Annotated in this window: 23 protein-coding genes; 10 read left to right on the top strand and 13 right to left on the bottom strand. The window is 64.5% G+C overall.

Features of this window, described 5'->3' with window-relative positions:
- Positions 1-52: 52 nt before the first annotated feature.
- Entirely contained in the window at positions 53-718 is a 666-nt protein-coding gene (lexA, locus tag VNJ47_07250; protein ID HXG28626.1) for a transcriptional repressor LexA, read from the bottom strand.
- Between the two features lie 40 nt (positions 719-758).
- Here lexA and VNJ47_07255 point away from each other — a divergent pair, with 40 nt between their 5' ends.
- The 4 genes from VNJ47_07255 (at position 759) to VNJ47_07270 (ending at position 4771) form a co-directional block, all read left to right on the top strand.
- Positions 759-1505, top strand: coding sequence for a phage Gp37/Gp68 family protein (locus VNJ47_07255; GenBank protein ID HXG28627.1), 747 nt, complete (start codon positions 759-761; stop codon positions 1503-1505).
- A gap of 6 nt (positions 1506-1511) precedes the next feature.
- Complete coding sequence (locus tag VNJ47_07260) at positions 1512-2783, top strand: three-Cys-motif partner protein TcmP (GenBank protein ID HXG28628.1); 1272 nt, start codon at positions 1512-1514, stop codon at positions 2781-2783.
- Between the two features lie 19 nt (positions 2784-2802).
- Positions 2803-4182 carry a hypothetical protein gene (locus tag VNJ47_07265; GenBank protein HXG28629.1) on the top strand — a complete coding sequence of 460 codons (1380 nt, stop codon included), beginning with the start codon at positions 2803-2805 and terminating at the stop codon, positions 4180-4182.
- 163 nt (positions 4183-4345) lie between these two features.
- Positions 4346-4771 (top strand): RDD family protein, encoded by a 426-nt coding sequence (locus VNJ47_07270; GenBank protein HXG28630.1) that lies wholly within the window; start codon positions 4346-4348, stop codon positions 4769-4771.
- Here the strand turns inward: VNJ47_07270 and lptG are convergent.
- Together lptG and lptF are read right to left on the bottom strand one after the other, a co-directional pair.
- Positions 4768-5874 carry an LPS export ABC transporter permease LptG gene (lptG, locus tag VNJ47_07275; protein ID HXG28631.1) on the bottom strand — a complete coding sequence of 369 codons (1107 nt, stop codon included), beginning with the start codon at positions 5872-5874 and terminating at the stop codon, positions 4768-4770. The two genes, VNJ47_07270 and lptG, sit on opposite strands and share 4 nt — an antisense overlap.
- Positions 5871-6965 carry an LPS export ABC transporter permease LptF gene (lptF, locus tag VNJ47_07280; GenBank protein HXG28632.1) on the bottom strand — a complete coding sequence of 365 codons (1095 nt, stop codon included), beginning with the start codon at positions 6963-6965 and terminating at the stop codon, positions 5871-5873. The genes lptG and lptF overlap by 4 nt, the downstream gene beginning before the upstream one ends.
- A 171-nt stretch (positions 6966-7136) precedes the next feature.
- Here lptF and VNJ47_07285 point away from each other — a divergent pair, with 171 nt between their 5' ends.
- The 3 genes from VNJ47_07285 to VNJ47_07295 are packed head-to-tail and all read left to right on the top strand — an operon-like array spanning position 7137 to position 11870.
- Positions 7137-8651, top strand: coding sequence for a leucyl aminopeptidase (locus VNJ47_07285; GenBank protein ID HXG28633.1), 1515 nt, complete (start codon positions 7137-7139; stop codon positions 8649-8651).
- Entirely contained in the window at positions 8644-9096 is a 453-nt protein-coding gene (locus VNJ47_07290; protein HXG28634.1) for a DNA polymerase III subunit chi, read from the top strand. Before VNJ47_07285 ends, VNJ47_07290 begins: the two co-directional genes overlap by 8 nt.
- Before the next feature lie 5 nt (positions 9097-9101).
- Positions 9102-11870, top strand: coding sequence for a valine--tRNA ligase (locus tag VNJ47_07295; GenBank protein HXG28635.1), 2769 nt, complete (start codon positions 9102-9104; stop codon positions 11868-11870).
- Positions 11871-11932: 62 nt separating this feature from the next.
- Here the strand turns inward: VNJ47_07295 and VNJ47_07300 are convergent, their stop codons facing one another.
- Complete coding sequence (locus VNJ47_07300; protein ID HXG28636.1) at positions 11933-13438, bottom strand: DUF3336 domain-containing protein; 1506 nt, start codon at positions 13436-13438, stop codon at positions 11933-11935.
- Positions 13439-13606: 168 nt separating this feature from the next.
- On the opposite strand from VNJ47_07300, the gene VNJ47_07305 reads away from it, so the two are divergent.
- Genes VNJ47_07305 through VNJ47_07315 form a run of 3 tightly spaced genes read left to right on the top strand, consistent with a single transcriptional unit; the run spans position 13607 to position 17530 of the window.
- The gene (locus VNJ47_07305) at positions 13607-14524 is read left to right on the top strand and encodes a MoxR family ATPase (protein ID HXG28637.1); all 918 of its coding nucleotides are present in this window, start codon (positions 13607-13609) and stop codon (positions 14522-14524) included.
- Position 14525: 1 nt separating this feature from the next.
- Complete coding sequence (locus VNJ47_07310; protein ID HXG28638.1) at positions 14526-15509, top strand: DUF58 domain-containing protein; 984 nt, start codon at positions 14526-14528, stop codon at positions 15507-15509.
- Complete coding sequence (locus VNJ47_07315) at positions 15506-17530, top strand: DUF3488 and transglutaminase-like domain-containing protein (GenBank protein ID HXG28639.1); 2025 nt, start codon at positions 15506-15508, stop codon at positions 17528-17530. Before VNJ47_07310 ends, VNJ47_07315 begins: the two co-directional genes overlap by 4 nt.
- A gap of 379 nt (positions 17531-17909) precedes the next feature.
- Here the strand turns inward: VNJ47_07315 and VNJ47_07320 are convergent, their stop codons facing one another.
- From VNJ47_07320 to VNJ47_07360, 9 genes are all read right to left on the bottom strand, one after another.
- Complete coding sequence (locus tag VNJ47_07320; protein ID HXG28640.1) at positions 17910-18701, bottom strand: ABC transporter ATP-binding protein; 792 nt, start codon at positions 18699-18701, stop codon at positions 17910-17912.
- Between the two features lie 46 nt (positions 18702-18747).
- Positions 18748-19671 (bottom strand): nitrate ABC transporter permease, encoded by a 924-nt coding sequence (gene ntrB, locus VNJ47_07325; protein HXG28641.1) that lies wholly within the window; start codon positions 19669-19671, stop codon positions 18748-18750.
- A 22-nt stretch (positions 19672-19693) separates the two neighbouring features.
- Positions 19694-20962 (bottom strand): CmpA/NrtA family ABC transporter substrate-binding protein, encoded by a 1269-nt coding sequence (locus VNJ47_07330; protein ID HXG28642.1) that lies wholly within the window; start codon positions 20960-20962, stop codon positions 19694-19696.
- Positions 20963-21019: 57 nt separating this feature from the next.
- The gene (locus VNJ47_07335) at positions 21020-22225 is read right to left on the bottom strand and encodes an alginate export family protein (protein HXG28643.1); all 1206 of its coding nucleotides are present in this window, start codon (positions 22223-22225) and stop codon (positions 21020-21022) included.
- A 205-nt stretch (positions 22226-22430) separates the two neighbouring features.
- Positions 22431-23003 carry an ANTAR domain-containing protein gene (locus tag VNJ47_07340; protein HXG28644.1) on the bottom strand — a complete coding sequence of 191 codons (573 nt, stop codon included), beginning with the start codon at positions 23001-23003 and terminating at the stop codon, positions 22431-22433.
- Positions 23004-23094: 91 nt separating this feature from the next.
- Entirely contained in the window at positions 23095-24351 is a 1257-nt protein-coding gene (locus VNJ47_07345; protein HXG28645.1) for an MFS transporter, read from the bottom strand.
- The gene (gene rimI, locus VNJ47_07350) at positions 24348-24812 is read right to left on the bottom strand and encodes a ribosomal protein S18-alanine N-acetyltransferase (GenBank protein HXG28646.1); all 465 of its coding nucleotides are present in this window, start codon (positions 24810-24812) and stop codon (positions 24348-24350) included. Before rimI ends, VNJ47_07345 begins: the two co-directional genes overlap by 4 nt.
- Positions 24809-25534, bottom strand: coding sequence for a uracil-DNA glycosylase (locus VNJ47_07355; GenBank protein HXG28647.1), 726 nt, complete (start codon positions 25532-25534; stop codon positions 24809-24811). Before VNJ47_07355 ends, rimI begins: the two co-directional genes overlap by 4 nt.
- 18 nt (positions 25535-25552) lie before the next feature.
- Positions 25553-26356, bottom strand: an 804-nt coding sequence (locus VNJ47_07360; GenBank protein HXG28648.1) for an alpha-isopropylmalate synthase regulatory domain-containing protein, incomplete at its 5' end; no start/stop codon positions are given.

Below are 26356 nucleotides of genomic sequence, written 5' to 3' on the forward strand. Positions count from 1 at the left end.
CAGCGAAATCACGGACGGCACATATTCCTCACTCCGACCAACCTCAGGCGGCTTACCGAGGCTTAGCTGGGTGTAAATGGCCACAATATATTCCTTCAATTTCAAACTGTTCCCGTCGCAAGTCAATGACAATGGGCGCATTGTCAGGATTCCGAGAAACCAGTGACACCAATGGTCCGCTCTGCTGGAACACTTTTATTGTGATCTCTGGACCAGACGCTGGAAATAATTTGGCCACAACAATCTGGCCGTTGTCGGCGCTGGTAGTCGCGCGCACTCCTACCCAGTCGCCATCCTGTATACCCATGTCCTTCATGCTGTCACCAACGATGCGACGCAGATACTGCGCCTTGGGACGGAAGAGTCGTGTATCTACGCGGTAGTAATCATCGATGTCAGTAGTAGCCAATAGCGGCGGACCTGCGGCGACTCGTCCAACTAAGGGGAGCAGATCCTCAAACGGCGCATGGGTCACATCGCGCATGAGCTGAATGCCCCTATATTCGCCGGTCAGCTTCAGATAACCCTTCGCCTCCAGTGCGCGCAAATGTTGCTGTACTGTGGCGCGATTACATTTTCTGAAATGTGCAATCTCCGCTCTGGTCGGGGGCATTTGGTTACGTGCCATGAACCGCTGTATCAGGTCCAAGACCTTTTCCTGAGCGATTGAAAGCGGTGGTCGATCTTGCATTAATACCATACAGTTGTATGGTATCATTATTTATGAGGCACTACCTACAATCCGCATGGGAGGTCTGATGTCGCAGGCAAGCCGAATTGAATGGACGGAAGCAACCTGGAACCCAACCGTCGGTTGCACCAAAGTCTCGCCCGGCTGCAAGCACTGCTATGCAGAGACCTTGGCGAAGCGGCTGAAGGCGATGCAAACACCAGGCTATGAAAATGGCTTCAATCTCACCCTGCTAGCACAGCGCCTTGAGGAACCGCTCAAGCGAAAGCGACCGACGGTTTACTTTGTCAATTCAATGTCCGACTTATTCCATGCCGGCGTCCCCGACGCCTATATTGACCAAGTCATGGATGTCATTGCCCGGTCACCACGTCATACGTTTCAGATACTCACCAAACGAGCCGATCGCATGGCGAGCTATTTCAAGCACAGGCCGGTCCCGACCAATGCCTGGCTTGGCGTATCGGTAGAAAACAGAAAACATGGTGTACCTCGTATCGCTTACCTGCGTCAGGTGGCCGCACGCATCAGATTTCTATCGGTAGAACCTCTCCTTGAAGACGTGGGGGAGCTTGATCTAACTGATATTCACTGGGTCATCGTGGGCGGTGAATCGGGGCCTAAGGCAAGACCCATGAACCGTACCTGGGTGCTGGACATAAAGCGCCAATGCCGCGCTCACGGTGTACAGTTCTTCTTCAAACAATGGGGCGGATGGGGGGCCGATGGTAAACGTCGATCGAAAAAGGCCAATGGACGACTGCTTCGCGGACGCACCTGGGACGAAATGCCGAGGTTATCGGCAGACGCGTAAGCACGTATGACCCGCCGGCCATACAGTTGGAAGAATGGCCCGGACGAGATCCAGCAACATAGCATCGCGAAACACGAGGTGCTTCGTGCATACCTCGCCCGCTACTTCGCAACCCTTGTAAGCTACCCGCATCAGGATAGCCTGCGTCTAACCTTGGTTGACGGCTTCGCTGGCGGTGGTCTCTATATACACAGCGATACGCGGCAACCGGTGCTTGGCAGCCCCTTTATCTGCCTTGATGCAGTACGAGAGGCTGAAGCGCTCATCAATCTAGAGCGGCGCAAGCCCGTAAAACTCGATGTCAGTTACTTCTTCATCGAGAAGGACAGGCACGCCCATAAGCATCTCGACAAAGTGTTGCGGGATCACCAGTTCGGGAACAGGATCGGCGTCGATATTCATCTCCGTCATGCGCGTTTCCAGGATCAGGCGCAGGATATTATTAATTTCATCAGGGAGCGCAGTCCGCGAAACGGACGCTCGATATTTATCCTTGATCAATACGGGTATTCGGACGTTCCACGACCGCTGATCCACAGTATCTTCTCCAGCCTGCCGCGCGCCGAGGTCATACTGACCTTCGCAGTCGACTCGTTCCTGAACTATGCCAGCGACGGCGCTCTGACGAAGCAGTTGTTAGACGACATAGGCATTCCAGAAATCTTGAGAGGGCGAAGCATCGATGAGATCAAGAACTCAGAAGCGGATTGGCGCCTCTTCATTCAGAGCGGTCTCTACCATGGCCTAGTCACAGGCTGTGGCGCTCGCTACTTCACGCCATTCTTCATACGTAACAAGCGTGGGCACGGCGACTACTGGCTACTACATCTCTCGCAGCATGCGCGGGCCCGTGACGTGATGACCGAAGTACATTGGGCCAACCAGAACTACTTCATTCATTACGGCGGTGCGGGTCTGGACATGTTCCAGATGGTGGGATATGACCCTGATCATGACGCAAAATTCAGGGGACAGCATGGGCTGGGCTTCGAGTTTGATGATGTCGCGCGCGGGCGCAGCCTGCAGGCGTTAAAGGAGCAAATACCCACCTGTATCTATGCGAATGACGAGGGATTGACGTTTGGTGAGCTATTTGCAGCCACCTGCAACGGCTCACCAGCATCCGCAGAGATATACAAAGAAGCGGTGCAAACGCTAATCCAGGAAAGGATCATCGAAGTGGTCAGTGAAGATGGCACGGTCCGCCGATCTGCGCAACAGATTCGGTATTCCGACCGGCTTATAGCGCCAGACCAACGGAGCCTGTTCCTCCCCTGACTGGTCGCGGATCGAGGCAGTGGCAATCACATCGATTTCTCAGGAGCGATTCAGCGCACTTGCCATGTTCGCTCGCCATCCGACTCTGATACTGATTTCAGAGGAACTGGAATGGTTCGCCGATGACCATGAACGAGTGCTTGGCGTTGTCACGAAACATCGTGAGGACCAAGATTACATGTTCGCCATACTGGGGCGGGACGAGAACCGGCGCTTTCGTTGCATAGATGTCTGTACCGAGTGTTACCCGACCCCAGGGCGTGCGCGTAGTGCGTTGATCGCCGCCATGGAACGAAATGCCAAGCTTTCGGACGAAGCCTATTGGCAGGGCGACGCTGGGCCGCGTGGTGTCGATCTATTTGAACCAGTGGCGCGTGAAGAGGAAATGCACCCGGGGTTCAGGGCAGCTGCCAAATCCGAGCATTTTTCGCCAGCTAGGGAACTTCTGTCGGAGCTAATGCACCACTGGCGCGACGTGGACGGTAATTTCGTTCAGCAGTTTCAGACGACGGGCTTTGACGCCAGGATATGGGAACTGTACCTGCACGCAATGCTTGTTGAGCAGTTTCTGCTCGTTGAGCGACCACAGCCATCCCCAGACTTCTTTGCGCACCGCGGCCCTAATGGAGGGTTCTTTCTTGAGGCCGTGACAGTGGGTGGTAATCCATCGGATGAGCAGCCTTCACTAGTCGATCCAATGACGTTACGTCCCACGAAGTCTCCGGAAGAGGTGCGGGCAATCCTCAGTCATGAGATGCCTATTCGCTACGGCAGCCCATTGTTTTCAAAACTCAAGAAGGCCTATTGGGAGCGACCCGAGGTCGCAGGCCATCCGTTGGTATTCGCTATAGCTGACTTCCACGAGCCATTCGCCATGACTTGGAGCGGCACTGCTCTCTTTGAATACCTATACGGGGTACGCCACGACTTTAGTTATTCAGAGGATGGAAAACTGCTTATTTCAGCAATGAAGATCGATACACATAAGCACGGGCAAAAGAAGGTGCCATCTGGGTACTTCTTCCAGCCATACGCCGAGAATGTCAGTGCAGTGCTCTTTTCCGCGACTGGGACAATCAGCAAATTCAACAGGATGGGCAAACTTGCTGGCTTCGGTTCACCGCGTGTCACGCTCCACCGGATTGGGACCTGCCAGGATCACGACCCCGATGCGTCAATGCCAAGACAGTTCGCCTTCGAAGTGGTGCCCGGCCAAATCAGGGAAACATGGGTTGAGGGGGTATCCGTGTTCCATAATCCAAATAGCAGGCACCCATTGGATCCAAACTTTCTGCCTGGCGCTGGGCACCATTTCTTTCGAAATGGCCGGATAGAGAGCATCGTTCCAGATTTTCACCCGTTCTCGTCGGTTACCCTTAATACCATTGTCGGCAAGTGATGCCGGACAAACCAGACCATAAACTGCGTCTACTGAAGTTTACTCGTACAAATCTGTTGGTATATGAAGACTATTAGGTAAATAGAAGTGCCTCGCGCCACCAGAACCTTCGCTTTCTTTGACGTTTGGCTGCAAGCTATAGGTAAAAAATGCCTGAGCACTTATGGGGAAAACCACACCGCCCGCCTCGCCCGCCGGCCTGCTGCCGCGCCTGGGCGCCGCGCTGTACGACCTGCTCTTGCTGCTGGCCTTGTTCTTCCTGGCCACCGCCCTGGTCGATCCGCTCATGCCACAGGATCACGTACCGGCGGGTTCGCTCTGGTTCCAGCTGTATCTGCTGCTGGTCGCCTTCCTCTTCTACGGCTGGTTCTGGACCCACGGCGGACAGACTCTGGGAATGCGTGCCTGGCGCCTGCGCGTGGTCACCCGCGACGGTGCCGCGCTGCGCTGGCCGCGCGCGGCCTTGCGCTTCCTGGTCGCGGTGCCCTCATGGCTCAGTCTGCTCGGGCTGCTGTGCTGCGCAATCGATGGCCACGCGCTGCACGACCGGCTCAGCGGCACACAGACGCTCAGGCTGCCGAAACCTTAGTCGCGCAGCGGGCGCAACACCCGCAACACCGGCGCAGGCCAATTGAGATAGCTCAGCCAGGCCAGTGCGGTCGCAGCCAGTACGGCGGTCGGCAGCCAGGCGCAGAGTAGCGGCGACAGGCCGTACACGAGGCCGGTACTCAGGGTAAGCTCATTGAGCAGGAAGAACAGCACGCCGACCACCATGCCGACGAACATGCGCTGCCCGGCGCCGGTGCTGCGCAACGGCCCGACCACGAAGGGGATCGCCAGCACCGCCATGACCAGTACCATGATCGGCACCGCTGCCTTGTTCCACAGCGCCATCTGGTACTGGCTGGTGTCCAGCCGGTACCGCTCCATGTAGCGTGTGTATTCGTACAGGGTGCGCATCGTCTGGCGTTCCGGCGGCAGCACGGACACCTGCAGCAGCGCCGGGTTGAGATTGGTGTTCCAGTCCATGCGCGGCAGCTGGTAGGAATGCAGGCGTTCGCCGCCGAACTCGGTGTAGCGCACCTCGAGCAGCTCCCAGCGTCCCTCCGCATAACGCGCGTTGGCCGCCTCGACGGCGATCTGCAGATCCCGTTGCGGGCCGAAGCGATACAGGCTGATGTCCTCCAGCAGCTGCGTGCTGACCACCTTGCCGACCCGGATGAAGCTGTCACCGTCGCGCAGCCACAGGCCACCCTCGAGCGTGATCCATTCGCCCTCGATGTTGTGCAGCGCCCGCAGGCGGTGCTCCAGCGCCTCGGCGCGGGGCGCCAGCCATTCACTGATGAACACGCACAGCAGCGCGAACAACAGTCCTGCGCGCAGCATGGAAGTCGCCAGCCGCATCAGCGACACGCCGGCTGCGCGCATCGCCACCAGCTCGCTGCCGCTGGCCAGCGCACCCAGGCCCAGCACCGAGCCGAGCAGCACGATGATCGGGAACAGCTCGTAAACGCCTCGCGGCAACTGCAGCACCACGAACTGCAGCGCCAGCAACAGGCCGTAGTTGCCCTTGCCCACCTCGGCCAGCTCGTCCACCAGGCTCAGGACGGTCGAGGTGGCCACGATCGCCAGAGCCACGATCAGCGTCGCACCGACCACCGAGGTCAAGATATAGCGGTGAACCAGATTCATGCGCGCTGCGCCTGGCGCCGGAGAGACGGCCACAGCTGCCCGGGCCAGAACACCCAGGCGATGAGCCCCAGCGCCAGGGCATGGATCCACCAGATGCCGATGGACGCGGGCAGCTCCTCCTGCGCCACCCACACTGCCGCCGCGGCGAGCAGGTTGGAATACAGCAGGTAACACAGCATGCCGACCACCAGCCGACCGTAACGGCCCTGACGCGGCGAAACCTGCGCCAGCGGAACGGCCAGCAGCACCAGGATGATGACCATCAGCGGCAGTGAGACGCGCCGCTGGATCTCGGCCTTGTCCGCCGCGGCGTCCGAGGCCAGCAAGACTGGGGTCGGCGTCGAATTGCGATTCAGGTTGAATTCGGACCGGGGCACGGGCAGGTGCAGGCCGTGCTGGCGGAAGCGTGTGATCTGGTAGTCGCTCTCGCCGGCATTGCCTTCGTAGCGCGTGCCCTCCACTAGCAGCAGGTCGCCCTCGCTGGTGGCCATGTCCAGGCGCTGGAAACCCTGCTCCGCGCGGATCAGCTTGACGCCGTCGCGACCCCGGAACCAGACCAGCACGTTACGCATCTCCCGCTGGTCGGCGGACACGTGTTCCGCCCACACGGCACCGCGACCACCGGCCAGGATCTGGAACTGGCCGGAACCGGTCGCGGCCAGGTTGGTGGCGAAGCGCGCATCCGCGCGCAGCTGGCTGGCCCGGCGCTTGGCCGCGGGCTCCAGCGTGAGGCTGAGCCAGGCGGTCAGCAGCGCCAGCACCAAGCCGAACAGCAGGAACGGCCGGTACAGTCGCGCCAAGCCGATGCCGCAGGCGTTGATGACCGCCATCTCGTTGTCGCGGTACAGACGGCCCAGCGACAGCAGGATCGCCAGGAGCAGCGAGATGGGGATCAGCGTCTTGAAGTAACTGGCACTGGTCGCGCCGACCAGGCTCAGGAGCAGTGCCCGCTCGAACTCGCCGCTGGCGGTGCGCGCCAGCAGCTGCGAAAAGGTGTTGCCGAGCATGATCGCCGCCAACACGACCGTGACCGCCAGCCAGGTCTTGAAGGTCTCGGACAGCAGGTAGCGGTCGATCAGGGTCAGGCGCATGGGGTGTATTTTCTCACCATATCCGTAAAATAGTCTCGTCCTGCGAAACGCACGCGTTTTTTCCGGTTTTGACCCGAGTGCAGCGGCGGTTCGTCCATGTTTTCAAGCCGCTGGCGTACCCGAGGGCGGCGGCAACCTCTCCACCAACCCCTGGGCCCGAGGAAGCGAGCGATGGAGTATTTTGTCAAGAGCGGTCATGCGGAAAAGCAGCGCGCAGCCTGCGTCGTGGTCGGCATTTTCTCACGGCGGCGTCTCTCGTCATCGGCCAGCGCCCTGGACAAAGCCAGCGATGGCGCGATCGCTGGCGTCATGCGGCGCGGCGACATGGACGGCGACCTCGGCCAGACACTGCTGCTGCACGGACTGCCGGGCCTGCTGTGCGATCGTGTCCTGCTGGTGGGCTGCGGGCGCGAGCGCGATTTCGACGAAGCCGCCTTCCGTAAGGCCAATGGCGCCGCGGCCCGGGCACTGCAGTCGACCGGCGCTCTCGATGCCGCAAGCTTTCTCACCGAGCTCGAAGTCAAGGGCCGCAACCCGCGCCGGAAAGTCGCCCAGGCCCTGCTCGCGACCGCCGAGCGTCTCTACCGCTTCGACGCCTGTAAGGGCGACTCCTCTGCGCGTGCCCGCACTCGCCTGGAGCGGCTGACCCTTCACGTCGAGCGACGCAGCGATCTGCCGGCGGGTGAAGCGGGACTGCGCGAAGCCGTGGCGATCAGCCGTGGAGTGAACTTGGCCAAGGATCTCGGCAATCTGCCCGGCAACATCTGCACGCCGGCCTATCTGGCCGAGCAGGCGCGCGAGTTGGGCAAGCGCCACGGCAAGATCCGGGTCAAAGTGCTGGAGCAGGCCGAGATGGAAAAACTCGGGATGGGCGCGCTGCTGTCGGTCGCCAAGGGCAGCCGCCAGCCGCCCAAGCTGATCGTCATGGAATACCACGGCGGCAAGAAAGGTGACAAACCACTGGCACTGGTCGGCAAGGGCCTGACCTTCGACGCCGGCGGCATCAGCCTCAAGCCCGCGGCCAAGATGGACGAGATGAAGTACGACATGTGCGGCGGCGCGGCCACGATCGCCGTGATACAGGTCGCCGCCGAGCTGGCCCTGCCACTCAATCTGGTGGGCGTGGTGCCGGCCTCGGAGAACCTGCCGGACGGCGCCGCCAACAAGCCCGGCGACATCGTCAAGTCCATGGCTGGTATCACCATCGAGGTGCTCAACACCGACGCCGAGGGTCGCCTGATCCTGTGCGATGCGCTGACCTATGTCGAGCGCAACTATGAACCCGAACTCGTGATCGACATGGCCACACTCACGGGTGCCTGTGTAGTGGCGTTGGGTCCGCATGCCAGTGGCCTGTTCAGCAACACGCCGGCGCTGACACGCAAGCTGCTCGCTGCCGGCGAGGACATCGGCGACCGCGCCTGGGAACTGCCGCTGTGGGAAGACTACCAGGAGATGCTCAAGAGCCCGTTCGCGGACGTGGCCAACGTCGGCGGTCGCGACGCCGGCGCCATTACCGCCGCCTGCTTCCTGCACCGTTTCACGCGCAAGCTGCGCTGGGCGCATCTGGACATCGCCGGCAGCGCCTGGGTCAGCAGCGGTGCGAACAAAGGTGCCACCGGGCGCCCGGTGCCGCTGCTGGCGCAGTTCCTGCTCGATCACGCAGCCCGCACCGGCCATGACTAAGATCGGTTTCTACGTGCTGCAGTCCGAAACCGCGGAGGGCAACGGGCGGCTCGGCTTGGCCTGCCGCATCGCCGAGAAAGCCCTGCGGGCCGGCAGCGGCGATGGCCAGCGTACCTACATTCACTGTCCCGATGAGGCCACGCTCGATGTGCTGGACGATCTGCTCTGGACCTTCCGCCAGGGCAGCTTCGTGGCGCACGAGCGGCTGGACCAGGTGCGCGACTGGCAGGACACCGCGCCGGTCATCCTCGGCTGTACCGAGCCGCCGTCGACGCTGAGCCAGGTGCTGATCAACCTCGCCGACCAGGTGCCGCTGTTCTTCAGCCGCTTCGAACGCGTGGCGGAGATCGTCGACCCCGCCGGGCGCGAAGCGGGGCGGCAGCGTTACCAGTTCTACAAGGATCGCGGCTACCCGCTGGAAACGCACAAGATCGAGTCCGACTGACGCGCATGGACAAAACCTTCGAACCGAAATCCATCGAGGCGAGATGGTACCCCCTGTGGGAGAGCCGCGGCTGGTTCGCGCCCCGGGGCGGTCCGAACGCTCCGGCTTACTGCATTATGATTCCGCCGCCCAACGTGACCGGCAGCCTGCACATGGGCCATGCGTTCCAGGACACGCTCATGGACGCGCTCACGCGCTACCACCGCATGCGGGGCGAGGCCACGCTGTGGCAGCCGGGCACCGACCATGCCGGCATCGCCACGCAGATGGTGGTGGAGCGGCAGCTCGCCGCGCAGGGCGTCACGCGCCATGACCTCGGCCGCGAGAAGTTCATCGAGCGCGTGTGGCAGTGGAAGGCCGAGTCCGGTGGCACCATCACGCGCCAGCTGCGCCGCCTCGGCGCCTCGGTGGACTGGTCGCGCGAGCGCTTCACCATGGACGAGGGCCTGTCGCGGGCCGTGACCGAAGTGTTCGTGCGCCTGTACGAGAAGGGGCTGATCTACCGCGGCCAGCGGCTGGTGAACTGGGACCCGGTCCTGCACACCGCGGTGTCCGACCTCGAAGTGATGTCGGAGGAAGAATCCGGGCAGTTGTGGCATCTGCGCTACCCGCTGGCCGATGGCAGCGGTCACCTCATCGTCGCCACGACGCGCCCGGAGACGATGCTCGGCGATACCGCCGTGGCCGTGCATCCGGAAGACGAGCGCTATCGGCATCTCATCGGCAGGACCATTCGCCTGCCGCTCGCCGACCGCGAGATCCCGATCATCGGCGACGCATACGTGGACCCGGCCTTCGGCTCCGGTTGCGTGAAGATCACGCCGGCGCACGACTTCAACGACTATGCCGTAGGCCAGCGCCACGGCCTGCCGATGATCAACATCTTCACGCCGGATGCGTCGCTCAACGACAGCGTACCGCCGACCTACCGCGGCCTGGACCGCTTTGTCGCGCGCAAGCGGATCATTGCCGATCTCGAGGCGGCTGGGCTGCTGGACAAGGTCGAGCCGCACAAGCTGATGGTGCCGCGTGGCGACCGCACGCACGCGGTCATCGAGCCCTATCTCACCGACCAATGGTACGTGAGGGTCGGCCCGCTGGCGGCACCGGCCATCCGGGCCGTGGAGGACGGCCGCATCCGCTTCGTGCCGGAGAACTGGAAAAAGACCTACTTCGAGTGGATGCGCAACATCCAGGACTGGTGCATCAGCCGTCAGATCTGGTGGGGCCATCGCATCCCTGCGTGGTACGACGAGCAAGGCAACATTTACGTCGGCCGCAGCGAAGGCGAGGTGCGCATCAAGCACCGGCTGGCGGCGGAAGTGAAGCTCAGCCAGGACGAGGACGTGCTCGATACCTGGTTCTCCTCCGCCCTGTGGCCGTTCTCGACGCTCGGCTGGCCGGAGCAAACACCGGAGCTCAAGACCTTCTACCCGACCAGCGTGCTGGTCACCGGCTTCGACATCATCTTCTTCTGGGTTGCCCGCATGATCATGATGGGCCTGGAATTCGCGGGCGAGGTACCGTTCCGCGAGGTTTATATCCACGGCCTGGTGCGCGATGCCGAGGGCCAGAAGATGTCGAAGTCCAAGGGCAACGTGCTCGACCCGCTGGACCTCATCGATGGCATCGACCTGGAATCGCTGGTCGCCAAGCGTACCAGCGGCCTGATGCAACCGCAGCTGGCGCAGAAGATCGAAAAGGCCACGCGCAAGGAGTTCCCCGAAGGCATCGCCGCCTACGGCGCGGATGCGCTGCGCTTCACCTTCGCCGCGCTGGCCACCAGCGGCCGCGACATCCGCTTCGACACCGGCCGGGTTGCCGGCTACCGCAACTTCTGCAACAAGCTGTGGAATGCGGCGCGTTACGTGCTCATGCAGTGCGAAGGCAAGGACTGCGGACAGGATACTGCGGCGCCCGTCGAGCCATCGCTGGCCGACCGCTGGATCGTCTCACGCCTGCAGCATGCCGAGGCCGAGGTGTGCAAGCATTTCGACAGCTATCGTTTCGATCTTGCTGCGCAGACCATCTATGAATTCGCCTGGTATGAGTTTTGCGACTGGTACCTGGAACTGTCCAAGCCTGTGCTGCAGCAGGGTAGTGAATCCCAGCAGCGTGGTACCCGTCGCACACTGGTACGCGTACTGGAAACGTTACTGCGTCTTGCGCACCCGCTGATGCCCTTCATCACCGAAGAGATCTGGCAGCGCATAGCGCCACTGGCCGGACGCAGGGGCGAGACCATCATGCTGCAGCCCTACCCGCGGGCGGATGCGTCGAAACGTGACCCGCAGGCCGAGTCGGAAATGGCCTGGCTGCAGGGTTTCATCCTCGGCATCCGCCAGATCCGCGGCGAGATGGACATCGCGCCCGGCAAGCCGCTGCCGGTGCTGGCCATGAACGCCAGTGCGGAGGATCGCGAGCGTACGGTACGGCATCGTGCGCTGATCGATTTCCTCGCGCGCGTGCAGGACATCCGCTTCCTCGCCGACGGCGAGCCCGTCCCCGAATCGGCCACGGCCCTGCTCGGTGAGATGAAATTGCTGGTGCCGATGGCCGGGCTGATCGACAAGACCGCGGAGATCGCACGCCTGCAGAAGCTGATCGAAGGCAAGCGCAAGGTCATCGATGGCAGCGAGCAGCGTCTGGCCAACCCGCAGTTCGTCCGCAATGCGCCGGCGGCGGTAGTGGAGAAGGAGCGCACCACCTTGGCCGAACAGCAGCGCGCGGTCAACGAGCTGGAGGTCCAGCTCGCCCGCATCCGGAATTTGTAAGCGCTGCACACAGGGACACGGTCGCGCCGCGCCCCCATGTCCCGGATACAAGACGGCGGTGGCTACCTTACGAGGCGCAGTTGCAGACGGCGCCTGGGCTTGCGCGGCGACTCCTCCGGCTGCGGCTTGCCGGCCGCAGCGGCGGCACGGGCCGCGATGCGGTCCAGACAGCCGTCCAGCGTCTGGCTGATCATGGTCTGGTTGCGGATCATGGCCAGCTTGGGCCAGGTCGAACGCTCACCCTCGAGAATGTAGTCCTCCACCTCGGCCACGCTCGGGTTGGCCGCCAAACGCAGGTAATTGATCAGCTTGAAACGCGGCAGGATGGTGACGTTGCCGCGGTAGTCCTGATCCAGCAGTGCATGCGCGTCACTCAGACGCCGGCGTACAGGCTCGATGGGTGCATACCTGCCACCGACCTTGGCCGCGTACTGCAGCTGCGAGCGGACGTTCGACAGCAGGAAGTTGCGTGGCTCGTACAGGAAGGTGTCCTGCTCGCTGCCCTTGAGCTGCATGAATGGGAGCACCAGCGGATTGGTCTGGCTGACGATGGTGTGGTTCACGTTGTGCAGCCGGCGCAGGCGCAGGATCGGCAGGTCCGACTTCATGCTGCCGTCCACCCATTTCTGGGTCGGCATGAACGGCACCTTCTTGCCGTCGTCGTCACGCGTCATCAGCATCTGCGGCGGGAACACGAACGGCACTGCGCAGGACGCCAGTACCGCCTCGCGAATGTATAGGTGCGGAAAAGTCAGGTAGTTGAGCAGGCGCGGGATCTGGTTGGTGTGCGCCGGCGACACGGTGATGTTGACGATGCAGCGCGTGTGCTCGTAGGCCTCGGCGAAGGTCATGTCGGGGATGATGCTCTCGATCGCCGCGCGCAGCTGGTTGTCGTCCATGATCACGCCGCGACGCACCGCGGCACTCATGCGCAGCAGCGCCCAGAACTTCACGCTGAAGCGGCGCGGGTCGAAGACCTTGTCCAGCTCGTCGTCCTTCACCGTGCCCAGGCCGGCAGCCACCATGGCGCCGGCGCTGGAGCCGGAGATCACCCGCGGCAGCAGCCCCTGCTCGCGCAGCGCCTTGATCACGCCGATGTGGAAAAACCCCATGGTCGCGCCGCCCGAAAGCACCAGCGCGGAGCGGCCGAAGGAGAGCGCCACGTCCTGGAAGAATTTGTTCTTCTCTTCCGTGGACAACTCGGGGAAATCCGTGTCGCAGAGGTAGTTGAGGGTGGAGGCCAGCGTGTCGAGATAGTCCTGCACCAGGTACTTGGTCCCGACGCGGCTGTGGTGATAGAGCTCGGGATTGCTGATGTTGCCGAGATTCCAGTGCATGCCCTGGCGAAGGTAATGCACCAGCTTGAGCACGTCGTCGCGGTTGCGATACTTGCGCAACGTCTGCAGGCGGTCTCGGATCAGCGCGTAATCGTAATCGGGGGAGACCTCGTCCTCGCGCCAGGTCTCCATGCCTTCCCAGCGGTCGAGCTCCTGGGCAGCCTCGAACCAGGTCTGGTAATCGCGGGCCTGGGCCATGGCCTGCTTGAGTTCGGTGACAACGGAAGACATGGGGGTCAGACTCCTGAAACCGTCACGTGACGGTCACGGCCGATTCTAACCGGCGCTAACCCCTGCTGCCAGCGTAAAAATCATCCATAAGGCTGCGCGCGCGCCGGCAGACTGTTACCGTATGCACTGATTCAGCCGTCGGCAATACAATAGGAGAATCCGTCAGTTATGAAGCAAGCGCTGGATCTTGCCCTGACCCAGGCCGGGCGCGTCATTCTGGGTAAGTCGCGGCAGCTCCGGCTGGCGGTCGCCTGCCTGCTCGCACGCGGTCACCTGCTGATCGAGGACATTCCCGGCGTGGGCAAGACCACGCTGGCCCAGACCCTCGCGCGAGTGCTGGGTCTGCAGTTCCAGCGTATCCAGTTCACCAGCGACCTGCTGCCGGCCGACATCCTGGGCGTCTCGGTCTATGAGCAGGCGCGCGGCGGCTTCCAGTTCCACCCGGGCCCGATCTTCGCCCAGCTGGTGCTGGCCGACGAGGTCAACCGCGCCAGCCCGAAAACCCAGAGCGCATTGCTGGAGGCGATGGAAGAACGCCAGGTCACCATCGATGGCCAGACGCGCATCCTGCCGAATCCTTTTTTCGTCGTCGCCACGCAGAATCCGAATTACCAGATCGGCACCTTTCCGCTGCCGGAATCGCAGCTGGACCGCTTCCTGATGCGCGTGGAGCTGGGTTACCCGCCGGCAGAGGCCGAACACGCCCTGCTCAGGGAACAGGACCGGCGCGAGCTGCTGGCGACGCTGTCGCCGGCACTGTCGCCGGCCGACCTGCTGGAGCTGCAGGCGGCAGCGGGCCGCATCACGGTCAGTGACGCTCTGGTCGAGTACCTGCTGGCGATCGTACGGCACACACGCGAAAATCCGCGCTTCCGCGAGGGCCTGTCGCCGCGCGCGGGGCTTGCGCTGCGGCGCAGTGCCCAGGCCTGGGCACTGATGGACGGCCGCGGCAGCGTGCTGCCCGAGGACGTGCAGGCCGTGCTGCCCGCGGTGGTCACGCATCGCCTGCTGCCGGAGGATGGGGCCGAGCAAGCCGATGGCGCGCAGCTGGCGCAACAGCTGCTGGAATCGGTACCGATCCCGTAACGTGCGCCTGTCACCGCGCCAATACCTCCGTCGCCGGATCCGCGAATACATCTTCCGCCGCATCCGGCGCGTGCCGGGGCCGGTGACCGTCCGCCGGCAGCGCATCTATATCGTGCCGACGCGCTTCGGCTACGTCTTCGGGCTGATGCTGTTCGTGATGCTGCTGGGCGCGATGAACTACAGCAACAGCATGGCCTTCGCGCTGACCTTCCTGCTGGCGGGACTCGGCCTGGTATGCATGCACCACACCCATCGCAACCTCGTGCACCTGTCGGTGCGCGCAGGACGCCATGCACCCGTGTTTGCGGGCCATGACGCCCAGTTCCAGCTGGTGCTCGACAATCCGGCTGCCGCGCACCGCTATGCACTGGTCGCCAGTCCGGTCGATGACGAGCAGAACCCACTGCACTTCGACGTGCCGGCCCACGGCAGCGCCCTGGCGCGGCTGCTGTTGCCCGCGCCGCGACGCGGGCTGCTGCCGGCACCGCCCTTTCGGCTCTACACCGAGTATCCGCTCGGGCTGTTCCATGCCTGGACCTGGATCGAGCTGGACATGCAGTGCGTGGTCTATCCTGCGCCGGCGGACAGCCGCCTGCAGCCGCCGCCGGCGCCAGGCGGCGACAGCGGCATCCCCGACCGCATCGGCGGCAAGGAGGATTTCATCGGCCTGCGCAACTACCAGCGGGGCGATGCCTCGCGCCTGATCCACTGGAAAACACTGCCGCGCACGGGGCAGCTGATGGTCAAGCAGTTCGCCGACCCGGTACAGCGCGAGCTGTGGCTGGACTGGGACAGCCTGGCCGGCATGGACACCGAGGCGCGCCTGTCGCAGCTGTGCCGCTGGGTACTCGATGCGCACCGGGCCGGCAAGAGCTACGGGCTGGCGCTGCCGGGAACCCGACTGCCGCCCGCCAGCAGCGAACAGCACCGGCATGCCTGCCTCGAGGCGCTGGCGCTGTTCCAGGGCGGGACGGTCGCGACATGAGCGCAACGCCCAACCTGATCGCGCATCGGCTCGCAGCGCACCTGTCGCCGGATCCCTCGCCGCCAGGCGAGGCCGCGCTGCCGAACTGGACGTTGCTGCGCCTGCTGGCCTGCCTGGCGGTCGTCATCCTGCCGCATTTCCAGCGCCTGCCGGTGTGGGCCTCGGTGCTGGTGACGGCGGTGCTTGTCTGGCGCGGCCTGGCTGCGCTGCGGCGCTGGCCGCTGCCACCCGCCTGGTTGCGCAGCATACTGGCCTTTGCGGCGTTCGCCGGCCTGTTCCTGAGCTATGGCCGGATCAACAGCAGTGAGGCCGGGGCCGGGCTGCTGGTGGTCATGGTCGCACTCAAGCTGACCGAGATGAACCGCCTGCGCGACTGTGCCATCGTGCTGATGCTCGCCTATTTCATCCTGGTCACGCATTTTCTGGCCTCGCAGGAAATCGGCACCACGGCTTATGTCTTCGCCAGCGCCTGGCTGGTCACTGCCCTGCTGCTCGAGGCCAGCCACCCGCAGGGGCCGCTGCCTCCGCGCGCGACGTTGCGCGAGGGCGCTACGCTGCTGCTGCAGGCCGTGCCGCTGATGCTGCTGATGTTCGTGCTGTTCCCGCGCATCCCGGGCCCCTTATGGGGCGTGCCGGCCGACACGCACAGTGCACGCATGGGCCTCAGCGGCTCGATGGAGCCCGGAACGATCAGCCAGCTCAGCCGCTCCGACGAGATCGCCTTCCGCGTGGTGTTTCTCGACCCGGTGCCGCCGCCGAACCAGCGCTACTGGCGCGGCCCAGTGTTGTGGAACTACGATGGGCGCGCCTGGGGCGCCGGCCATGAAACGCCCGCGGCGACGGCCCTGCCGGCGCCACAATCCTTGGGCGGCGGCGTACGCCAGGAAATCATGCTCGAACCACACGACCAGAACTGGCTGCTGGCGCTCGACCTGCCGGCACAGGGCCCGCCACAGTCCATTCAGGGCAGCGGCTATCAACTGCTGAGCAGCCGACCGCTGCGCGAGCGGCAGCTGTACCAGGTGCTCTCCTATCCGCGTTACCGGCTGCAGCCGGAGCTGCCGGAGCCCACGCGCCAGCGCGCCCTGCAGCTGCCGCGCTACGGCAATGCGCGGTTGCGCGCCCTGGCGCAGGAATGGCGTGCGCGATCCCGCAGCGACCGCGACGTGGTCAACGCCGCCCTGCGCATGTTCAACCAGGAAGCGTTCGTGTACACGCTGCAGCCGCCGCTGCTCTCGCGCACCAGCGCCATGGACGATTTTCTGTTCAACACGCGACGCGGCTTCTGCGAGCACTACGCCAGTGCCTTCACCCTGCTGATGCGCGCGGCCGGCATCCCGGCGCGCGTGGTGACCGGCTATCTGGGCGGTGAGTTGAATGCCGCCGGCGGGCATTTCACCGTACGGCAGTCGGATGCGCACGCCTGGAGCGAGGTCTGGCTGCCGGGCGAAGGCTGGGTGCGCGTGGACCCGACCGCCGCGGTGGCGCCGCAGCGCGTCGAATCGGGACTCGCCGCCGCCCTGCCCGACAGTGAGGCGGCACTCGTCCGGCGCGGCAGCGACATCTACTGGGTGTACCAGCTCGAGAGCTACTGGGAATGGACCAACGCCATCTGGAACCGTTCGATCCTGGCCTATGGCCCCGAGCTGCAGCAGCAGTTCCTCGAACGCTTCGGCATCCGCGACTGGTACCGGATGACGCTGGTGCTGACCGCACTGGTGGTCGGCTTTCTCGCGCTGCTGGGCGCGGTGCTGCTGTGGCAGGCACGGCCGCGCGGCATCGACGACCCGGCGCTGCGCGAATGGGCGCGCGTCGGCCGGGCGCTGGCGCGCCGCAATCTGCCCCGGCTGCCGCACGAGGGCCCGCGCGATTACGCCGAGCGCGTGGCCCGCGCACGGCCGGATCTCGCCGCCGACATGGATCGCATCAGCGGCCTGTACATCGGCCTGCGTTATGCCGGCGTGGACGACAGGGCCGCCTTGCGGCAGCTGCGGGACTACGCGCGCCGCTTCAAGCCTTAGAACCCATCTCATAATCCCCCGCGAGCCGCGTTACGGGTCGAAATGCGCGGATGCAAGGCGCGCGGCGCAGCCCATACTGGAAGGGTCTGGGCAAGCCGCGCAACACAGCAGCCGCGCATTTCGGCCGTAACCCTTCGGGACCGGGCGCTTTTGGCCCATGGCTTTGTTGCGACTCGCTCGTGTACAGTCAGTACACCACGCTCGTCGCGCCGCGCCCTGGGCCAAAAGCACCACGGTCGCGGCCGCGCGGGATTATGAGATGGGTTCTAGTCACGTCCTTCTGGCAGACATACTGAACAGCCCGTCAAACGGCATGTCCCTCGAAGTGCGCACTATTTGGCAACCTGATCAGTAAGACCCCAGCAAGCAAGAACGCAACTCACGCCGCCTGGGGCGCGGTATGGCGCTGGTGCAGGAAGCGCAGCACCTCGGCGCGGCAGTGGTTGTACCGCGCGTCGTCGGCCAGTTGTACGCGCCGGCGGGGACGGTCCAGCGCCACTTCCAGAACCTGCCCGACCGAGGCGGCCGGGCCGTTGGTCATCATGACGATGCGGTCCGACAGCAGCACCGCCTCATCCACGTCGTGCGTCACCATGATCACGGTGCTGCCGAGCCGCTGCTGGATCTCCATCAGCGAATCCTGCAGGCTGGCACGGGTGAGCGCGTCCAGCGCACCGAAGGGCTCGTCCATCAGCAGCAGCTTGGGTTCCATGGCCAGCGCACGCGCGATGCCTACGCGCTGCTTCATGCCGCCGGACAACTCGTGCGGATGCCGATTGCGCGCGTGGGCAAGGCCCACCAGTTCCAGCGCCGCCTCGCTGCGCCGGCGCAGCTGCGCCCGGCGCTCGCGGCCGCCAAACACCCGCTCCACCGCCAGGTGCACGTTGCCGTAGGCCGTCAGCCAGGGCAGCAGCGAGTGGTTCTGGAACACGACCGCACGATCCGGTCCCGGGCCATGAATCTCGCGGCCGTTGAGTATGGCGCCGCCCTGCGTCGCCTCGACCAGCCCGGCGACGAGGTTCAGCAGGGTGGACTTGCCACAGCCGGAGTGGCCGATGATCGAGACGAATTCGCCCTGCGCGACCGCAAGGTTAATGTTCTCGATGGCACGGAAGCTGCCCTTGCGGGTCTTGAACTCGACCGTCGCGTGATCGATCTGAAGAAACGTCATTTCAGGCTCCCGCTCGCCCGTTCTGGAAATTGCGCGTCACGCATGACTAACGGCCCCGGTAATCGAAGCGCGCGGCCATGCGGCTCATGCCGGTCTCCAAGAGCAGGCCGATGCTGCCGATGACAAAGATCGCGATGATGATGTGTTCCATGTTCAGGTTATTCCACTCATCCCAGACCCAGAAGCCGATGCCGGTGCCACCGGTCAGCATCTCGCTGGCCACGATCACCAGCCAGGCGATGCCCAGCGCCAGCCGCGCGCCGGTCAGCACGTAGGGCACGGTGGCCGGCAGCAGGATGCGGATAAAGACCTTCCACTCCGGCAGCTTCAGGACGCGGGCGACGTTGAGGTAATCCTGCGGCACGCTGGCCACGCCGGCTGCGGTATTCATCACCATCGGCCAGATACTGCAGATGAAGATCACGAAGATCGCCGCCGGGTCCGCGGCCTTGAACACCGCCAGCCCGATCGGCAGCCAGGCCAGCGGCGATACCGGCCGCAGCAGACTGATGATCGGATTGAAGGCGCGGCTCAGCATCAGAAAGCGCCCCAGCAGGAAGCCCAGCGGAATGCCGGCCAGGGCCGCGAGGCCGAAACCGAGCGCGACGCGCTTGAGCGAGTTGTAAACATTCCAGCCGATACCCTGGTCGTTCGGCCCGTTCCGATAGAACGGATCGCTGAACAGCAGTTTCGCCGCCTCCCAGGTCTTCGTCGGGCCCGGCAGATAGTCGGTACCCGAGGCCACCGCCGACCAAACTGCCGCAAAGACCACCAGCCCGAGCAGGGGCGGCAGCAGGCGCGCGAACGCGCCCTGCAGCCACGCCTGTACTTCGGGGCGCTGCAGCAAGGGCACGAAGGCCGCCCGTTCTGAGGCGGCTTCCGTTGCCGATTGCGCGGCTGCGGTGTCGGCACGTACCCGATCGCCGGTATAGCCGGCCATCGCGACGACTTTGGGGCTCAAGGCATGCATGGTGCAATCTCCGCGGGTGCGTTCATGCCCGGAGCTTGAAACCGGCGGCATACTCGGCCGGTCTGGCCGGATCGAAGGTCACGCCGTCGAACAGCGTTTCGGTTTTCAGCGGGCTGGCCGGCACCGAGATGCCCATCGCCTTCGCCACCTCGGTATAGATCGCCACCTGGTTGACCTGCCTGGCGACCGCGAGATAGTCCACGTCTTCCTTGAGCAGGCCCCAGCGCCGGTGCTGGGTCATGAACCAGATGCCGTGCGACAGATAGGGGAAGTTCACCTCGCCGTCATTGTGGAACTTCATGAAGTCCGGGTCTTTCCAGGACTTGCCCGCGCCGTCTTCGTACTCGCCCAGCATGCGGCCGAGGATCACCGGCGGCGGCGCGTTGACATAGGACTTGCCGGCGATGATCTCGGACACCCTGGCGCGGTTCGCCAAGGTGTCGATGTGCCGCGAGGCCTCCAGCACGGCCCGCATCATCGCGCGGGTGGTGTTGGGGTACTGGTCCACGAACGCCCGGGTCGTGCCCAGCACCTTCTCCGGGTGATTCTTCCAGATCGCCTGCGTAGTGGTCGCAGTGAAGCCGATCTTGTCGAAGATGGCGCGCGCGTTCCACGGCTCGCCCACGCAATAGCCATCCATGTTGCCGACGCGCATATTGGCCACCATCTGCGGCGGCGGGATGGTGATGTTCTTGACGTCGACGAAGGGATCGATGCCATGCGCTGCCAGCCAGTAGTACAGCCACATGGCATGCGTGCCAGTCGGGAAGGTTTGCGCAAAGGTGTATTCGCGCCCCTTCTTGTCGATGGCCGCCTTGAGGCTGGTGCCATCCTTCACACCCATGTCGCGCAGCTTGTTCGACAGGGTGATGGCCTGGCCGTTGTGGTTGAGGCCCATCAGAATGGCCATGTCCTTCTTTTGCGAGCCGATGCCCAGGTGCGCGCCGTAGATCAGGCCGTACAGTACGTGCGCGGCATCCAGCTGGCCGAGGATCAGCTTGTCGCGTACCGCCGCCCAGCTCGCTTCCTTCGAAACCGTGACGTTGAGCCCGTACTTCTTGTACAGGCCGAGCTCACCCGCCATCACCACGCTGGCGCAGTCGGTCAGCGGGATGAAGCCGATCGCCAGATCGGTCTTCTCCGGTGCATCGGAGCCGGCCGCCCAGGCCACGCTCTGCAGCCAGCCCGGCACCAGGCCGGACAGCCCAGTGCCGCCCGCCGCCACTGCGGCGCCCTTGAGGAAGCGGCGGCGCGAACCACTGGCCGGCTTCTGGGTATCTTTGTCGCTCATGGCATAACTCCCGTCCTGAAGGTGTTCGTGCTGATACGGCCGCGGAAGCGACCCTCGTCAGAACTTGTACTCGGCCTGGACCCAGAGCTTCTCCGTGTCCACGGCGAAGTCCTTTGCGCTGTAGTCGGCATACTTGAGCATCACGCTCAGGTTGTCGTTGATCGGCCGCGACAGGCTCGCGTCCCACTCGTCGCCGAAATCCGCACCGCCGCTGTCGGCAGAGAAATCGTGGTACACGGCGAGGAAGCTGAACTTCTCCACCACGGCACCCAGGCTCAGATAGGCGTCCTGCACGCCGGCGGCGGGCGTGTTGAGGAACACGTCCGCCCAGCCCTGGAAGGCGTGCAGGGTCGCGAGCGGGGTCTGGAAGCCGTACACGCCGTCACCGCCGAGCACTTCGTAGCCCAGCTTGCCGGTCACCGCCTGGTAAGCCGCACCCAGCTCGACCAGCCGGTAGTCGGCCTCCACGCTGTCGGGCGAATCCTTGTGGCGGTCCTGGCTGGCGTACTCGAGCGCGTACAGGAACTTCACCGGCGCCAGCGGTACCGCGCCGGTGGCGCGCAGGCCGTAGGTCCGGGTGTCACGCCGCGCCGCCAGGTCCTGGTCGAAGTCCACGAAATAGGCGTAGCCCGCCAGATTGAGCGCTTCCGAGCGCGCCCAGGCCAGGTTCAGCAGGTCGCCCTGCAGCTGGAAGTCGCCGCCGAAGATGTTGTTGGCGTTGGTCAGGTGGGCATAGTGGATCGTGAGTTTCGGCAGCGCGGTATTCACCACCGACAGGCCGTCATAAGTCATCTCGTTCTGCCGCCAGCCGACGTTGCCGATGAAGCGGTGGTTGTCCAGCACCAGCCGCTGGCGGCCATACTTGAGCACGGTCTTCGGGATGCCGGCATAGCGCAGCCAGAACTGGTTGAGCTCGGTGTCTTCCGGATCCGCGATCAGCGAGAAGCCCGTCTTGCCGTTGCAGCCATCGCCAAAGAACGGCGCGCCGGCGCCGGGGCAGCTGTTGTAGTCTTCGCCGCCCAGGGCATGCACATCCTCGAGCTCGACCATCAGGTCCAGGTCATTCCACTTGGCGGTCGTATAGCCCAGGCGCGTGCGCAGGGTCAGCGCATCGGCGTTCTCCAGCGCGTTGTCCTGCTCGACGTCTTCGTAGCGCAGGCGCAGATCGAGGTTCGGCGTGCCGCCGGACAGCGCGTAGCGCAGCATGTCCAGCGATTCCGCCGCCGTGCCCATGCCGGTGCCGGCCAGCAACAGCAAGCCCATGGTCCATCGGCTCCCGTTCAACATCGTGTTCTCCCGTCGTTGCCCAAACTGATGCCCATAAAAAAGGCGCCCCGCGCGGTCTTCAGCCGCAAGCGAGGCGCCTTTGCCCGGATCGGTTGTTTCAGGGCCGGATTGCCGGCCCGGCTCTGCTAAAGCAATTGCGATGCCAACTTCTCGAGTTGCCCCCCAAGGACACCGGCCCTCCTCAGCCAATCGCCTGATTGAGCAGGGCTTGTGCCACGTCCGCCAGCTTCAGCCTGCGGTCCATCGCCAGACGGCGCAGCCGTGCGTAAGCCTCGCGCTCACTCAGCGCCTGACGCTCCATCAGCAGGCATTTGGCGCGATCGACGATCCGACTTTCTTCCAGCGAGTCCTGCATCCGCGCCAGTTCGGCCTGCAGGCGACCGTGGGCGCGGAAATGGCTGACCGAGACCTCAACCAGTGAACGCACCAGCGCTGGCGAGGCGCCGGTCACGGTGTAGGTGCTGATCCCCGCTTCGAGTGCGGCATGCGCCAGGCGCTGATCGTCCTGCTCGCTGAGCAGCACCGTCGGCCGCGGAAAACGCTGGTTGAGCAAGGCCAGGCCTTCCAGCGTATCGCGCCGCGGCGAATCGGCATCGATGAGGATGGCGTCGGGCAGGTGCCGTTTCACGGCCTCGACCATATCATCGCCGTCCGTGACCACGGCCACCACGCGGAAGCCGCTGGCCTCGAGCACGGACGGCAGCCGTGACCCACCCACGCGGCGCGCATCGACCAACAATACCCTGAGCGGCATGGCACACCCGGAGCCTTTGCGCTCCCGGAACAACTGCCAGCTGCCAGAGCAATTTGCGTGCCGGGCACGTTTTGCAAAGGGGGACAGCGGCTTAGCGCTGTTCGATGCGCTCCGGCTCGGGCACTTTCCAGAGCAGCCATGCACCACTGACGAACAGCAGCAGCACGGCCAGGATCGACAGCCGCGAGCTGCCGGTGAGGACGGCGGTCCAGCCGACCAGCAGCGGCCCGATGATCGCCGCGAACTTGCCGAGCATGTTGTAGAAGCCGAAGAACTCGCCGGACTTGCCCGGCGGGATCAGGCGCGCGTAATAGGAGCGGCTGAGCGACTGCACCCCGCCCTGCACCAGCCCGATGGTAATCGCCATCAGGTAGAACTGGCGCTCGTTCTCGAGGAAATACCCCCAGACCGTCACGCCCATGTAGACCGCGATGCCCAGCAGCAGCGCGCGCTTGGTGCCGATCGCGCCCCCCAGCCAGCCGAAGGCGATGGCCGCGGGGAAGCCGACGAACTGCACGATGAGCAGTGCGACGATCAGGCTGGTCGGCTCGAAGCCGAGCGCCATGCCGTAATCCACCGCCATGCGGATGATGGTGTCGACGCCGTCGATGTACAGCCAGTAGGCGCACAGGAACAGCAGCACCGTGCGCAGCTTGCGGATCTCGGCAAAGGTGTCCGCCAGCTGCCGGAACCCGCCACGCACCGCCTCCAGCCAGCCGGCCGGCCTGTCCGTCACCTGCTCGCGCACGTTCACGAACAGCGGCAGCGAGAACAGCAGCCACCAGACCGCCACCGTGAGAAAGGACAGGCGCACGGCCGCAGCGGCGTCGGCCAGCCCGAACCACTGTGGCTTGAGCGTCATCAGCACGTTCACAGCGAACAGCAGGCCGCCGCCGAGATAGCCCAGGCCGTAGCCGAGCGCCGATACGCGGTCGTAGTCGCGCGGGCGCGCGACATCCACCAGCAGCGAGTCGTAGAACACGATACTGCCGGAAAAACCGATGGCGCCGAGCACGAACAGCAGCGCCGCCTCGAACCACATGCCCTTGCCGACCAGGTACAGCCCGGCGGTGGCCAGCACGCCGAGAATCATGAAACAGGCCAGCAACCGCTTGCGCGCCCCGCCACGGTCGGCGATCGCGCCGAGCGTCGGCGCCAGCAACAGGATCACCAGGCTCGAGGCGGAATTGGCAATGCCGAGGTGGAAGGTGCTGGTGGTGGCCTCCTGGCCGGCGCTCCAGTACTGCTTGAAGAACAGCGGGAAGAAACCCGCCAGCACGGTGGTGGCAAAGGCCGAGTTGGCCCAGTCGTAGAAGGCCCAGGACAGAATCTGGCGGCGTTCGCTCACAGGCGCTGGCCCAGCACCAGCGCGTCTTCGCGGCCGCCGATCGCAGGATAGTAGTTGCGCCGCTCGCCGATCTCGTGGAAGCCGGCATTCTGGTACAGGGCGATCGCCGCCTGGTTCGACTTGCGCACCTCCAGCAGCACCCATTCCACCGCGTGCTGGCGCGCCTGGGCCAGCAGGTGCTCGAGCAGGTATTCGCCGACCCCGCGCCGGCGACAGTCGGGGCTGACGCAAAGATTGAGGATATGCGCCTCGTCCATGGCGTAGGACATCAGCGCATAGCCCTGGATCTCGCCCAGGGTGTTGGTCGCCACCCAGCTGCTGTAGCCCATGCGCAGGCAGTCGCGGAAGATGCCCTCGGACCAGGGGAAATCATAGGAACGGCCCTCGATCGCCAGCACTGCGGGCAGGTCGCTGCGGTGCATCTCCCGGCAGCGCAGCAGGCTTTTCGGCTGCGCGCTCATGCGACTTCCCTCAGCAACGCCCGCGCGCGCTTGAGGTCGTCCCAGGCGCGCCCCTTCTCGCGCGGGCTGCGCAGCAGGTAGGCCGGGTGATAAGTCACGATGACCGGGATGCCCTGCGCCCCGTAGCGGTGCACGGGCCCGCGCAGCTTGCCGATCGGCGCGTCGGTCATGAGCAGGTTCTGCGCGGCGATGCGGCCGACGGCGATGATGAGCCGCGGCTGCAACAGCTCGATCTGGCGCTCCAGATAGGGCCGGCAGGCGGCGGCCTCGTCCGGCTGCGGATCGCGATTCTCCGGCGGACGGCACTTGACGATATTGGCGATGTACACGCCCTGCGCCGCCGTATCCGACTTGCGGTCCCGGCCGATGGCCAGCAGCATGCTGTCGAGCAGCTTGCCGGCGCGGCCGACGAAGGGCTCGCCGAGGCGATCCTCGTCCGCGCCCGGCCCTTCGCCCACCACCAGCAGCGGCGCCGTGCGCGAGCCGACGCCGAACACGGTCTGGGTGCAGCCGGCGCGCAGGCGGCATTTCGTGCAGACCTTGACCGTGGCGGCCAGGGCTTCCCAGTCCATGCCGGCCGTCGCGCCCGTCGCCTGCCCGCCCGCCGGCGTGGATGTCATGGGCGCCGCCTCGACCTCGGGTTCGGGTGCCGGCTGGCCACGCAACTGCCAGACCGGGATACCCAGGGCATCGAGATACTGCTTGCGGCGCTGCGCATCCATGCCGCAAATACTATCGCCTTACACCGTTTCGTACATCTGCGGATGCATGCGCTCGGCCGGCTGCTGCAGCCGGTTCAGGGCATTGATATAGGCCTTGGCCGAGGCGATGACGATATCGGTGTCGGCACCCTGCCCGTTGACCACCCGCCCGCCTTTCTGCAGCCGCACCGTGACCTCGCCCTGGGCGTCGATGCCGCGGGTGACGTTGCTCACCGAGTACAGCAGCAATTCGGCGCCGCTGCCGATGATCTTCTCGATCGCGCCGTAGGTGGCGTCCACCGGCCCGCCGCCCTCGGCCTCGGCCGTGTGTTCCACGCCGTCCACGCTCACGCAGACCTGGGCGACGGGTTTGGTGCCGGTCTCGATGCCGACCTTCAGGTATTGCAGTGCGAACCGATCGGCCACGTGCGCGGCGCCGGTTTCGCTCATCAGCGCCTGCAGGTCCTCGTCGAAGATCTCGTGCTTCTTGTCGGCCAGCTCCTTGAAGCGCGCGAAGGCCTCGTTCAGCTCGGCCTGGCTGTGGATCTTGATGCCCAGCTCCTCCAGCCGCTGCTTGAACGCGGTGCGACCCGAGTGCTTGCCCAGCACCAGCTTGTTGGCGGCCCAGCCCACGTCCTCGGCACGCATGATCTCGTAGGTCTCGCGGTGCTTGATCACGCCGTCCTGGTGGATGCCGGACTCGTGCGCGAAGGCGTTGGCCCCGACGATGGCCTTGTTTGGCTGCACCGGATAACCCGTAATCGTCGAGACCAGCTTGGAGGTCGGCACGATCTGGGTGGTGTCGATGCGCGTGTCCAGGCCGAACTGAACGAGGCCTTCGCG

Source organism: Nevskiales bacterium (genome assembly GCA_035574475.1).
Classification (GTDB): Bacteria; Pseudomonadota; Gammaproteobacteria; order Nevskiales; family DATLYR01; genus DATLYR01.